Annotated in this window: 10 protein-coding genes; 6 read left to right on the forward strand and 4 right to left on the reverse strand. The window is 58.7% G+C overall.

What is annotated here, in order from left to right:
* The first annotated feature begins 157 nt into the window (after positions 1–157).
* From nusB to coaE, 4 genes are all read left to right on the forward strand, one after another.
* Positions 158–1,084: a transcription antitermination factor NusB gene (gene nusB, locus VL547_RS20670; RefSeq protein ID WP_325581528.1), complete on the forward strand. Its 927-nt coding sequence runs from the start codon at positions 158–160 to the stop codon at positions 1,082–1,084.
* A gap of 10 nt (positions 1,085–1,094) precedes the next feature.
* Positions 1,095–1,508: a DUF1573 domain-containing protein gene (locus tag VL547_RS20675; RefSeq protein ID WP_325581530.1), complete on the forward strand. Its 414-nt coding sequence runs from the start codon at positions 1,095–1,097 to the stop codon at positions 1,506–1,508.
* 23 nt (positions 1,509–1,531) lie between these two features.
* Positions 1,532–1,870 carry a preprotein translocase subunit YajC gene (gene yajC, locus VL547_RS20680; RefSeq protein WP_325581532.1) on the forward strand — a complete coding sequence of 113 codons (339 nt, stop codon included), beginning with the start codon at positions 1,532–1,534 and terminating at the stop codon, positions 1,868–1,870.
* A 74-nt stretch (positions 1,871–1,944) separates the two neighbouring features.
* Positions 1,945–2,544 (forward strand): dephospho-CoA kinase, encoded by a 600-nt coding sequence (gene coaE, locus VL547_RS20685; protein WP_325581534.1) that lies wholly within the window; start codon positions 1,945–1,947, stop codon positions 2,542–2,544.
* Here the strand turns inward: coaE and VL547_RS20690 are convergent.
* From VL547_RS20690 to VL547_RS20705, 4 genes are all read right to left on the reverse strand, one after another.
* Positions 2,513–3,451, reverse strand: a complete 939-nt coding sequence (locus tag VL547_RS20690; RefSeq protein ID WP_325581536.1) for a class I SAM-dependent methyltransferase — start codon at positions 3,449–3,451, stop codon at positions 2,513–2,515. The two genes, coaE and VL547_RS20690, sit on opposite strands and share 32 nt — an antisense overlap.
* Complete coding sequence (locus VL547_RS20695; RefSeq protein ID WP_325581538.1) at positions 3,448–4,638, reverse strand: pyridoxal phosphate-dependent aminotransferase; 1,191 nt, start codon at positions 4,636–4,638, stop codon at positions 3,448–3,450. Before VL547_RS20695 ends, VL547_RS20690 begins: the two co-directional genes overlap by 4 nt.
* Positions 4,639–4,730: 92 nt before the next feature.
* Positions 4,731–5,522, reverse strand: coding sequence for a DUF4397 domain-containing protein (locus tag VL547_RS20700; protein ID WP_325581540.1), 792 nt, complete (start codon positions 5,520–5,522; stop codon positions 4,731–4,733).
* A 74-nt stretch (positions 5,523–5,596) separates the two neighbouring features.
* Positions 5,597–6,823, reverse strand: coding sequence for a serine hydrolase (locus tag VL547_RS20705; RefSeq protein WP_325581542.1), 1,227 nt, complete (start codon positions 6,821–6,823; stop codon positions 5,597–5,599).
* 116 nt (positions 6,824–6,939) lie between these two features.
* Here VL547_RS20705 and secDF point away from each other — a divergent pair, with 116 nt between their 5' ends.
* Both secDF and VL547_RS20715 read left to right on the forward strand, forming a co-directional pair.
* Complete coding sequence (gene secDF, locus VL547_RS20710; protein WP_325581544.1) at positions 6,940–9,948, forward strand: protein translocase subunit SecDF; 3,009 nt, start codon at positions 6,940–6,942, stop codon at positions 9,946–9,948.
* 342 nt (positions 9,949–10,290) lie between these two features.
* Positions 10,291–13,805 (forward strand): hypothetical protein (locus tag VL547_RS20715; RefSeq protein ID WP_325581546.1); only part of this gene is annotated, 3,515 nt, incomplete at its 3' end.

A 13,805-nucleotide genomic window follows, 5' to 3' on the forward strand; every position in this document is an offset into this window, starting at 1 on the left:
CGAAACGTTTCGCAAAACGGGGTAAAAGAGGCACCCCACCCCTCAGTACGCGCCTACACGCTTAGGGAGGGAACGGGACGGATTCGGCTCGCCGGCAGCCCAATGGTCAGCACGGGAGGAACGGGGAATGCCCGGATTCCCCTACCTTTGCGCCTTCATGATCAGCAGAAGGAATATCAGGGTCAAGGTGATGCAGACGCTCTATACCATAGAAGCGGTGGATCACACTACAAAGCCCGGGGAGGAAGTAAAGATTCTGGACAACCATCTCGAGCAGTCGCGGCAGCTGTTTGTGTACCTCGTGTGGTTCCTGACGGAGGTGGCGCGGTATGCGGAAATAGACGCCCGGCACCGCGCCGGTAAGCACCTTCCGAGCCCGGAAGACCTGTCCGTCAATACCAAGATCGCGGGGAACACGCTGCTCTGGACGATCCTGGAACACGGGTCGTTCCTACAGGCGGTGGCCAAGGATAAGCCGCAGCTGGTCGAATCGGGGGACTGGATCCGCAAGATTTACCATAGATTGGCGGAAACGCCGCTGTACCAGGAATATATAACGGTGCAGGAGCGGGATAAGGACGGAGAAAAGGACATCTTGCAGTTTGTGTTTACCGACCTGATGCTCCCGGACGACGACTTCGTGTCGCACCTGGAAGAACAGTTCGTGCACTGGGACGACGACGCGGAGATGATGAACCTGCTGATGCTTGGTTTTTTGCAAAAGCCTAAATCGTACAACTTCCAGGAGTTCCTGGGGAAGGAAAAAGGCCAGTTTGCGCGGGAGCTGCTCGAGACGGTACTGGACAAGGAGACGCAGCTCACGGAGCTGATCACCCCCCGGCTCCAGAACTGGGACGCCGAGCGGATCGCCATCCTCGACATGATCCTGATGAAGATGGGTACCGCGGAGTTCCTGTTTTTCGACACCATTCCCACAAAGGTGACGATCAACGAGTACATCGACCTGGCCAAGGAGTACAGTACCGCGCAGAGCGGACAGTTCGTCAACGGTATCCTCGACAACATCCACAAGGAGCTCCTGACGGCGGGCCGCTTCCACAAAACCTCGCACAAAAGTCAATAACTTCGCGTTTATGCAGAAAGTCGTGTTTTATTCCATCGTGGGCCTGATCGCCTTCTCCTGCTTCGGATGTGGCCAAAGCGGGAGCGCGGGGAACCTCGTCCATGACTCGACCACCGTACAGATCCTGGACTCCGCCTATGACTTCGGGAAGGCGAATGAAGGGGAGAAGGTCGACTTCTCGTTCCGGTTCCGGAACACCGGGACCCACCCGCTGATCATCACGGACGCCCGTGCGAGCTGCGGATGCACCAAGCCTACCTGGCCCAGGGAACCGATTCCTCCGGGGGCCATGGCGTCGATAAAGGCGGAATTCAATACCGAAGGCCGGATGGGCCCAGCCTATAAGGTCATTACGGTCACGTCCAATGCCAACCCGTCCTTCCCACAGCTCAAGCTGACCGGGATGGTGGTCAAAAAAAATTAAACTCAAACATTCAATAATTCACAATGCATCATTCTCTTTTTCTGATGGGAGCGCCGGGTGGCGGCGGCAACAGCTCCGTTCTGCTCATCTATCTGGGCCTCATGTTCGTGGTTTTCTACTTCTTTATGATCCGCCCGCAGTCGCAGAAAGCCAAGAAGCAAAAGGCCTTTATGAGCAACCTCCAAAAGGGGGATAAGGTCGTCACCATCGCAGGCATCCACGGCACGATATACAAAATCAACGACGACAACGCCACCATGCAGCTGGAAGTCAGCCCGGGCAGCTACCTCAAGATCGAGAAGAGCGCCCTGAGCATGGAGTGGACGATGGCCCAGCAAAAAGCGGCCGAACCCACCAAGTAAGCCGGCGTCGGTAAAAAGCCGTTACGTTATGGAAGCCGCCCGCCAGGGTGGCTTTTTTTTGCTACCTTGGAGGCATGCTGAAAGTAGGCCTGACCGGCGGGATCGGCAGTGGCAAAAGCACCGTCGCCAAAGCCTTCGAGGTATTGGGTATTCCCGTGTACTCCTCCGACCTGGCGTCGCGCCGGCTGATGAACGAAGACCCCGCGCTCATGGCCGGCATCCGCGAAGCTTTTGGCGACAGGGCATACGCCGGCGGCCAGCTCGACCGATCCTACCTGGCTTCCATCGTGTTCAAAGACAAAGCACAACTTACCCGGCTCAATGCCCTCGTCCACCCCGCCACCATCCGGGATGGGGATGCATGGATCGCCCGCCAGACGGGTCCTTTCGCCATCCGGGAGTCTTCGCTGATCTTCGAGGCGGGTATGCAGGGGCAGTTCGACCGCATCATCGGCGTCAGCGCCCCAACGGCCCTGCGCATCAAACGCGTCATGGACCGGGACCACGTCGACGCCGAAGCGGTCAGGGAGCGCATGCGCAACCAGATCCAGGAACGCATCAAAATGCGGTTGTGCGACATCGTGATCGTCAATGACGATCTGCGGCCATTGCTACCCCAGGTGCTGGCGGTGCACGAGCGGCTCATTTCCGAAGCAGGTAGCACCACCGCCTGAGCCGTCCCTCGAAGTCGAAGGGCGTTGTAGCGCGCGTAATATCCTTTATATCCGTGGTATCGATCGCCCCGGCGTCGAGGACGAATTTCGTGAAGTTGGTAGAGAAGTATACTGATCCGCCGGGGCGCAGCGCTTGCAGCGCCTGGTTCAGGAGCGTAACATGGTCGCGCTGGATGTCCAGGAAATCGTCCTTCATCCGTTTACTGTTGCTGAACGTGGGCGGGTCCATGACGACCAGGTCGAACGACTCCGGGCGCAGCGTTTGCAGGTATTGCTTGACGTCGGCGTGTACCATGTCGCCCGGAGGCAGGCCATTCAACGCCATGTTGCGTTCCGCCCAGGCCAGGTAGGTCTTCGACAGGTCCACGGTTGTCACGCTTTTGGCGGCGCCCGCCGCGGCGTATACCGAGAACGAACCGGTGTAGGCAAACAGGTTGAGCACGTCCTTGTCTTTGGATTCCTCCCTGACGCGCGCGCGGGTGACCCTGTGGTCCAGGAACAGACCGGTGTCGAGGTAGTCCGTGAGGTTCACGAGAAAAGACAGGCCGTTTTCTCCGACCTCGAAAAACTCGCCTTCCTCTCCTTGCCGGGTATATTGCCCCTGACGACCCGCTTTGCGCTCGCGTTGCCGCCAGTAGATATCGTCTGCAGATACGCCCAGCACGGTGCTGATCACCGGCAGACATTCGTATAGCCAGGCGTCGTGCTCCGCTTCGTCCATGCCGTGCCGCCGCCGGTACTCGGCAAGGTAAAGGCGAGGGCCATAGAATTCAATGCAGAAAGGGAATTCCGGCAGATCGTGGTCATAGACCCGATAGCACGAAATTCCCTGTCGCTTCGCCTGTTTGCCGAGGTGCTTATGCACCTTGGTCAGGCGGTTGAAAAACATATCGAGCTTGTCACTCATTTCAGCTTGGCGAGCGCTTCCTTGATCCTCGCCCAGGCCTTCTCAATGTTCGGGAGGCTGTTGGCAAAGGAAAAACGGACGCACTTCGGTTCCCCGAACGCGTCGCCCATTACGGAAGAGACGTGGGCCGTGTTGAGGAGGTACATACAGAAATCGGAGGCGTTCGCGATCGTCGTCTGCCCGTCGGTCTTGCCGAAGTAGGAAGAAACGTCGGGGAAGATGTAGAAAGCGCCCTGCGGCTCGAAACACTTGATGCCGGGGATCTCTTTTACCAGCTCCAGCACGCGGGTACGACGGCGGGTGAACTCGGCCACCATGTCGTGCGAAGGTTTCAGGTCACCGGTGAGGGCTGCTATGGCGGCCTTTTGGGTGATGGAAGACGTACCGCTGGTGATCTGGCCCTGGAGCTTTTCCATGCCCTTGGCGATCGTCACATTGGAGGCGGTGAAGCCCAAACGCCAGCCGGTCATCGCAAAACCTTTGGACAAGCCGTTGACGATGATGATGCGGTCCTTCAGGTCGGTGAACTGAGCGATGCTCTCGTTCTTGCCCACGAAGTTGATGTATTCGTATATCTCGTCGGAGATGATGGCAACATCCGGGTGCTTGCGGAAGACTTCCGCCAGACCCGCCAGTTCTTCCTTGCTGTATACGGCGCCGGAAGGGTTGCAGGGGGAGGAAAACAGGAACGCCTTCGTGCGGGGCGTGATCGCGGCTTCCAACTGCGCGGGGGTGATCTTAAACTGCTGTTCCAGCGTCGTGTGGATCTCGACGACTTTGCCGTCGGCGATCTTCACCAGCTCGGAATAGGTCACCCAGTAGGGTGTGGGTATGATAACCTCGTCACCCACGTCCACAAGGGCGAGGATGGCGTTGGCGAGGCTTTGCTTGGCGCCCGTGGAGACCACGATATTTTCAGGAGCGTAGTCGAGGTTGTTGTCCCGTTTGAATTTCACACAAACCGCTTCGCGCAGGTCGAGGAAGCCGGCTACCGGTGTGTAGTGGCTCCAGTTGTCGTGGATGGCTTTGATGGCTGCATCTTTAACGTGCGTGGGCGTGTCGAAGTCGGGTTCGCCCAGGCTCAGGTCGATCACGTCGATTCCCTTTGCCCTTAGCTCCCGGCCCAGCTTGGCCATCTTCAATGTTTCCGGTTCGTTGAACTTCTGAAGGCGGGAAGAAAGTTGCATTTCGTTGGTCTTTTTTAGTGCGCGAATGTACGAAGAAAATACCGCCAGGGGCGTACGTTTGCGCACAAAAATAAGGCTAACGGGCGGTAGCGCTAGTTCATGTGGATGAGGAAGTGCTGGTATCCCTTGCTGTCGGTCGAGTCCCCTATGAGCCCGGTGATGACGAGCGTATAGGCATGGTTCGGCGCCAGCGCCATGGAAAAGCTGTCGACGACAGGCGGACCCGGTGTTGTATTGAAACCGTTGTACTGGGAAAGTGTGATGACGTAAGGTTTTGTCGCCCCCCCATAGCCCGCCGGCGGGATGGTGATGTATTGGGACAGCGACGCGGTCGAATAGGAAGCGCTCCCGACATAGGACTGGTTGTTCAGGATCGTCACCAGCGTATCGTCCGGGTAGTGGGCGATGACGCTCAACGGAGGGGAGTTGGGGCTGAAGTTCAGGAACCGGAACAGGCACTGGTTGTACGGGATCGAGTCATACGTATCCTGGAGCTGTACCGCGTTCAGGCCGTTGGCATTGACGGTGTCGTAGAGATAAATCGTGTATTTGAAGCCCTTGCTGAACTGCGTCTGGCCGCTGACGAGGATATTATTGCTACTCGTAGTGGTATCGTCGATAAAAGCCACGGAATGGATACCCGCGAATTCCTGCAGGTATTTTATGCTCGAGTCCGCGTTCATCGGGTAGTTGCCGTAAGGGAAGTCCGCCTGGGTCCCCACCTTGGCATCGTCTACCGATACCTGGAAAGGGGGCGCGCCGGGCGCGACATTGACAAAAGCGATGCTGGCCGGATTGTTGGTATTGCTGTTCGACTTCGTCTTGAGACAGGAGGTGCTCAACAGGATAATCGACGTCAGGACAAAAGCGCTGATTCTACGCATACGGGTTCTTTGACTTACTACCATTTAAATTAACGAACGGAGCCTTCTTTTGTTGGCTTTGCGTCTGCAAATTATTATTTATCATAGACACAGCGAAAAATCGACAGGTCGGGCCTTACCGTTTTTTTCCTCCCCAGCTCGTACCGGTACACGGTCTCCCCCAGGTGCTGGAGGAACGGAAACCCCAGGGTTGTATACGTATAGTGCTCGTCCCCCAGCTTGCGGTCCGGGTTGCACCGGATCACCGCGCTCAGCATGAACTCGACGCCTTTATCCAGGTCGACGATATAGGCGACGTCCAGGAGGAACCCGTACGCCTGACCTATCTTATTGAATACGCGTATCGAGGACGGCAGGCTACCCTTTTGGTTCCCAAAAAGCAGGAATTTGACATACGCATCCCACACATCCGCGGAATCATAGGCGGGCCAGCGCGTCTGGCCGGGCAGCTCGGACATCGACCGGTACAGGAAGCGGTAGTCGTCGGACCCCAGGTCGAACCTTTGTTCCTTTGGGACCGAAGCAGGGAAAAGCGCGCTTTTCAGGAGGCGATGGAGGTCCAGCAGGGTTACCCGGTTTTTCTTGCTGAAATCGACGCCGTCTATTACGTCGGCCCTTCCTGGATAGGCCGTGCTATCCGTTCGGAGCGGCCATTGCTGGAGGGTCCTCCCGACGTAATCGGTAAACCGCACGGGGTTCGCCCGCCGGTTCTGGTCCTCCCGCAGGAAGATATCGAGCCGGTGCCGGATCTGGACGTCCCGGTAGCCCATGGCCCACAGGCGGCGGTTGATATAATCCGGGCCCAGCCATTCGTACAGGCGGTTAAAGGCATCGTTGTCGCTCGTGAGGAAGATTTCCTTGATATACTGGCCGACACTCGGCCGGCCATCGGGGCTGGCGGGGTCGTTCAAGGCCATGGTTTCGCCGTCGTACCCCGCGTCGGTCAGCATCGTGGTGGTCCGGTCGATCCCCTGTAATTCATGGAGCCGCTCCAGGGCCAGCAAGGCGACGGGCAGCTTGACGCTCGACGCCGGGTAGAAATACCGGCTGGTGTCCAGGTTGTAATAGTAGTCCTTGAAAGTGGGGGTATTATCCCGGTTCCGGTCGATTTGGGTATAAATGATCTGTATCCCCAGGGAATCCCGGTTTTGGAGCAGGGTATCGAAATAGGCCGGATTATGGGCCAACAGGTTTGCCAGCAGGGAGCTTTCCTCCGGCCGTTGGGTTTGTTGCGCCCTTGAGCCGAGGGTCATCCCCAAAAGGGCAATCGCCAGCCCGGAACGTATACGAAAATTTATCATAGGATGGGTCAAAAATAGGTGGTTTTTGGCCTGTAATGCCAGCTTTTTTAAGGATTATCGACTTTTTCCTGTAGTTTCGCCGACCTAAAACATTTCCGCGTAAACCCAGAAAAAGTATGCAACTGAAAGGTTTGGTGTGGTTCTTCACCATTGCACTTATTGTCGTTTCCCTCTATCAGCTAAGCTTCACCTGGATTGTCAACAACCACGAAAAAGAGCTCAAAGCCAAGGCCCAACGTTACGTAAAGGCCGTGTACCCTGATGCGAGCGCAGAAACCAAGGACTCCGTATACAACGCCCGCTACCACAAGCTGCGGGACAGTACCCAGGACCAGATCATCGGCAACTTCGGCTTTTATAAGGTATCGTACCTGAAAGCCAAGGAACAGCAGCTCAGCCTGGGTCTCGACCTCAAGGGGGGTATGAGCGTGACCCTCGAAGTGGGTCTGGACGGCCTGATCCGCTCGATGAGCAACAACCCGAAAGACAGCCTGCTGAACCAGGCGCTGAACCTCGCGGTCAAGCGCAGGGCCAATGGGAACGCGGACTTCATCAACCTTTTCCAGCAAGCATATAAGGAAGTAAACCCCAACGGGAAACTGGCCGGTCTTTTTGCCGGCGTCGGTCAGCATAAGATCAAGGTAACCGACAGCGACGACCAGGTCATCTCCGCGATCCGGGACGAAGCCAACCAGGCCATCGACCGGACCAACGAGGTCATCACCACGCGTATCGACCAGTTCGGCGTCGCACAGCCGAATATCATGCCCGATAAGACCAAGGGCGATATTACCGTCGAGCTGCCTGGCGTCGAGGACAAGGACCGCGTAAAAAAGCTCCTCCAGGCTACGGCAAAGCTCGAATTCTGGGAAACCTACACGGCCTCCCAGGACCAGGCCTTTTACACGCAATACCTCCAGCCGCTGGATGCCAAAATGAAGGATTACGTGGCTGGCAAGCCCCTGTCCGACACCACCCACGCGGACACCACCAAGGCCGATACCAGCGCGGTACCCTTTGGCGCCCGCACGGCCAACCCGTTTTTTGCGTTGTTGTCCAACCAGCCGGCCACCGGAGGCCCTTCTTCGAAGGCGACCGTCGGTTTTGTCCGCGCCGCCGACACCGCTACCTTTTCCGACTACGTCAACTCCCCTACCGCCCGGTCGGTGCTCCCGGGAAACCTGCGCTTCATGTACGGCGCCAAACCGTCCAAGTCTCGTAACGGTACGGACCTGATCGAGGTATACGCGATCAAGCTGAGGCCCGGTACCGACAAACCCGAACTGGATGGCGAGCACGTCACCGACGCCCGCCAGGACGTCGATCAGCAGACCGGCCAGGTAATCGTGAGCATGCAGATGGACAACATCGGCGCCCACCTCTGGGAAAAGATGACCACCGATAACGTGGATCACGCCATCGCGATCGCCCTGGACGGCTTTATCTACTCCGCTCCGAACGTCATCGGGCCGATATCCGGGGGCAACTCCCAGATCACCGGTAACTTCACCCCGGAAGAGGCGCAGGACCTTTCGTCCATCCTCAAGGCCGGTAAGCTGGCCGCTCCCGCCCGGATCATCGCCGTCGTCGAAGTCGGCCCCACCCTAGGCGCCGAAGCGATCGCCGGTGGTTTTAAGGCCTTCGCCTTGTCCTTTATCGTGATCTTCGTCCTGATGCTGGTGTATTACAACACCGGCGGCTGGGTTGCCAATATCGCCTTGATCCTAAACCTGCTCTTTACCGTAGGCGTTCTGACCTCCCTGCACGCGTCCCTGACGGCCCCGGGTATCGCCGGTCTGGTTCTGACCGTCGGTATGGCGGTGGATACGAACGTTATCATCTTCGAGCGTATCAAGGAAGAGCTCGCCAAAGGGAAGAACTATACCACCGCTGTACAGGAAGGTTACCGCCGGTCGATGCCACCCGTGCTCGACGCCCACGTAACCACCCTGCTTACCGCCTGTATCCTGTTGTATTTCGGCCTCGGTCCGGTCAAGGGTTTCGCCACCACCCAGATCATCGGTATCCTCCTGTCGCTGTTCTGCGGTATCCTGGTATCCCGCCTGGTCACCGACACCTGGACGAACCGCCAGCGCCATTTCAACTACATGACCAAGATATCCACCCGGATATTCAAGCACGCTTCCTTCAAGTTCATCGAATACCGCAAAGTCGCCTACGCCATCTCGGTGGTGGTGCTGCTGCTGACCGGTTACGCGGTGTTCGTCAAGGGCTTTAAGAAAGGCGTCGAATTCCAGGGGGGCCGGAGCTACACCGTTCAGTTCCCGAAGGCGACGTCCTCTACCGACGTAACCAAGGCGGTGGCCACGGAATTCGGATCCGAACCCGAGGTCAAGACCGTAGGCGACTCCCGTCACCTGGATATCATTACGGACTATATGATTAAGGAGTCCGGTAACAATATCGACTCCGTGGTCGAGCACAAGATGTTCCACGCCTTGCAGCCCTTCCTCCCCGAAGGCCGCACGTACGAACAGTTCGACAAGCTCGACAAGCAACAAAGCCAGACGGTGCTTCCGACGATTTCCTCGGACCTGCAGAAGGGCGCCATCAAGGCCGTCATCTTCGGGCTGCTGATCATCTTCCTGTATATCTTCATCCGGTTCCGCGACTGGAGGTACTCGCTGGGTACGATCATCGCGCTGCTGCACGACGTCTGTATCACGCTAATCGTCTTCTCGCTCTTCCAGGACATCGTTCCCTTCCCGCTCGAAATCGGCCAGCACTTCATCGCGGCCCTCCTTACGGTGATCGGGTACTCGATGAACGACACCGTGATCGTGTTCGACCGTATCCGCGAAGACAGCCGGTTGATGATCGGCGCCTCCAAGGAAAGCATCATCAACAAGGCCATCAACGATACCTTGAGCCGGACCATCATGACGTCCCTCACGGTGTTCCTGACGATCCTCATCCTGTTTATCTTCGGTGGGGAATCGACACGCGGCTTCGCATTCGCGATGCTGATCGGGGTCATCACCGGTACCTATTCGTCGATCTTCGTGGCCGCCCCCGTACTGGTCGACCTGGACCGCAAACGCGGGCTGGCAGAGCACCAGGCGCACCCCGCCGCGGTGACGCCGGCCAAGGCCAAGACGGTATAGTCCATTAATCATACTGAGGAAAGGGCCGACCCGACTGGGTCGGCCCTTTTTCGTTTAACAGTGTGTTAACGCATAGTTTCATTTCTTGTCGTATTTTGCAGGCTGTTATCTCCAATATCCAGTATTATGAAACGCTTACCTCTTATCCATCACACCCTGCGGGGTCGTGTCCTCAGCCCTCCTTTACGGGCGTTCCCCATTCCGTGGTTTTTCCATTTTTTCCTGTGTAGACCGGATCCCCTGTTGGTTCGGGTCTAGCTTACCTCTTTTGTTTCGTGCAGTGCCTACATCCCCGTATGGCGCTGTCAACCCTGTGTTGCCCCTGTTGCCAAAATCCCGTCCATGAAACCCTTGTTGAGGCTTAGTCTATCCTTATCCGTGTTGTTGCTACTGTTGCTGTCGTCCACGCAGGCCGGCGCCCAGGTGTGTCCCATCCCCGGAACCACCACCATCAGCAGCAACCCGAATACGTATTATCCGGCTACGGCCTCGGCAGCTTCCGGGCAAAAGAACATCACGCTCGGCCCCGCCGACTACGGCGGCGACACCATCAACCCGGGCGACCTGGTGCTGGTGATCCAGATGCAGGGCGCCACGATCAAGAACAGCAATACCAACAACTATGGCAGCAACGGGGGCACCGGTAGCGGTTATCAGACCAAGGTGGCCGGCACGATGGAGTTCGCCAAGGCAAACAGTACCATATTTCCCGGCAGCGGCGGTACCCTCACCGTGGCCGCCAACCTGGTCAACAGCTATACCAATTCGAACTACGGCACCAACGGCCAATACCGGTTCCAGGTCATCCGCGTCCCCCTGTACCTCAACCTGACGCTATCGGGTAACATCACAGCCCCGGCCTGGGACGGTACCGCGGGGGGCGTCGTCGTCCTGCGCTCTGTCAGCACTCTCAACTTCGGTGGCAATACCGTCAGCGCCGCCGGCGCCGGTTTCCGCGGCGGCGGTGCGCGTTCGCTCGGTGGCGGCGGCGGCGCCAGCTCCGACTATGAAACGCTCGCCACGGTCAACACCAATGGCGCCAAGGGCGAAGGCATCGCCGGTACGCCCCGATACGTCAACAACGCAAACAGCCTGCTCGACAATACCGTCGAAGGATACCCGGGCGGTAGCCAGGCCCGCGGCGCGCCCGGTAACGCCGGCGGCGGCGCCACCGATGGCGATCCCGCCAACAACGACGAGAACGCCGGCGGTGGCGGCGGCGGCAATGGCGGCGCCGGCGGGATGGGTGGCCAGGGCTGGAGCTCCACTGCCAACAGCGGCGGGCTCGGCGGCTCGGTTTTCGGCTACGCCGCGACGTCGTTCGTCATGGGCGGCGGCGGCGGTTCCGGCGACAGCAACAACGGCACCGGTACTCCCGGCAACGGTTTTGCCTCCAGCGGCGCCTCCGGTGGGGGTATCGTCATTGTTATATGCTCCAACGGCGCCTTCAGCGGCACCGGTACGGTAGACGTCAGCGGCTCGGACGCCAACAGCACCGTCCAGAACGACGGTAGCGGCGGCGGGGGCGCCGGAGGTTCGGCCTACCTGTATTCCACCAGCGGCATGGGCAACATCACCGTCAATGCCCATGGCGGCGACGGTGGCACCAACAACCCCGGCTCCGGCGTTACCGCTCACGGCCCCGGCGGCGGCGGCGGCGGCGGCGTGGTCTACGCCACGGCGGCGCCTTCTTCCGTCAATATCTCCGGCGGCAACGCCGGCACCACGACCAGTGGATCGAACTACAACGCCACCGACGGCAGCAACGGTTTCAAAAAAACCAACAACGGCACCGCTATCTCCGGCACGGCCATTTACACGACTGTCCCCAACACGCCTACCGTCACCGCCGGCACCACCACCTTTTGCGCCGGCGGCAGCGTCCTGCTGACGGGCCACACTACCGGCACCATCACCGCCTATCAATGGGATACCAGCGGCACCGACATTTCCGGCGCCACGGCGATTACCTATACCGCAACCGCATCCGGCATATACACGCTGACCGTTTTCGACAACCACAGCTGTCCGTCGTCGCCCAGCGCCGGGACCACGGTCACGGTCAACCCGCTGCCCACGGTCGCGGCGATCAGCGGTGGCAACTCCGTTTGCATTGGCTCGACGCTGGCTTTGTCCGACGCCACTGCCGGCGGGGTTTGGTCTTCTTCCGCTACGGGCACCGCCACGGTGTCCTCGTCCGGGGTCGTCACCGGGGTTGCGGCAGGCACCGTCACGATCACTTATAAGGTCACCAATGCCAGCGGGTGCTCGGCTTCTCAGACTTTAGTGGTTACCGTCAATGCACTGCCGGCTACGCCGACGATCACTGCCGGTGGGGCTACTACCTTCTGTTCTGGCGGCAGCGTACCTTTGAGCACCGCCACCGGCGCCTCCAGCTACCAATGGAGCCTGAACGGGACCGCAATCTCCGGAGCAACCTCCTCGTCTTATACCGCTTCTGCCGCCGGCAACTATACGGTAACTGTCAGCAACGCCTCCGGGTGTACCGCTACCAGCGCCGCCAAGGCCGTAACGGTTAACGCGCTGCCCGCTACTCCGACGATCACTGCCGGTGGGGCTACTACTTTTTGCTCTGGCGGTAGCGTCACCCTTAGCACTGCTACCGGCGCTTCCAGCTACCAATGGAACTTGAACGGGTCCGCGATCTCCGGGGCGACCACTTCGTCTTACACTGCCTCCGCTTCAGGTAATTACACGGTAACCGTTAGCAATGCCTCTGGTTGTACTGCTACCAGTACCGCTACCTCCGTGACAGTTAACGCGCTGCCGGCTACTCCGACGATCACTGCGGGCGGGGTTACTACTTTCTGTTCCGGTGGCAGCGTAACTTTGAGCACTGCTACCAGCGCTTCCAGCTATCAATGGAACCTGAACGGGACCTCCATCTCGGGAGCAACTTCCTCGTCTTATACTGCTTCTGCCGCCGGCAACTATACGGTAACTGTTAGCAATGCCTCCGGGTGTACCGCTACCAGCGCCACCAAAGCCGTAACGGTTAACGCGCTACCCGTCACACCAACCATCACTGCCGGTGGACCCACTACTTTCTGTTCCGGTGGTAGCGTCACCCTCAGTACTGCCACCGGCGCTTCCAGCTATCAATGGAACCTGAACGGGACCGCGATCTCGGGAGCAACTTCCTCGTCTTATACCGCATCTACCGCAGGCAGCTATACCGTAACTGTTAGCAACGCTTCCGGTTGTACCGCGACCAGCACCGCTACCTACGTGACAGTTAACGCACTGCCGGCTACTCCGACGATCACCGCGGGCGGCCCTACTACCTTCTGTTCTGGCGGTAGCGTTACTTTGAGCACCGCCACAGGCGCCTCCAGATATCAATGGAACCTGAACGGCACGGCTATCTCCGGGGCGACTACTTCGTCCTATACAGCCTCCGCTTCCGGTAATTACACTGTAACTGTTAGCAATGCCTCCGGCTGTACCGCCACCAGCACCGCCTCAACCGTGACGGTCAACCCTCTGCCCACCACACCGACGATCACCGCTGGTGGGCCCACTACCTTCTGCTCTGGCGGCAGCGTCGTTTTGAGCACCGCTACCGGGGCCACCAGCTACCAATGGAACCTCAACGGGACCGCGATTTCGGGAGCAACTTCTTCATCTTATACCGCTTCTGCCGCCGGCAACTATACCGTAACTGTTGGCAATGCCTCCGGATGTACCGCCACCAGCGCCGCCAAAGCCGTAACGGTTAACGCGCTACCCGTCACACCAACCATCACTGCCGGTGGACCCACTACTTTCTGTTCCGGTGGTAGCGTCACCCTCAGTACTGCCACCGGCGCTTCCAGCTATCAATGGAACCTGAACGG

Source organism: Dinghuibacter sp. (genome assembly GCF_035492835.1).
Lineage (GTDB): Bacteria > Bacteroidota > Bacteroidia > Chitinophagales > Chitinophagaceae > Dinghuibacter.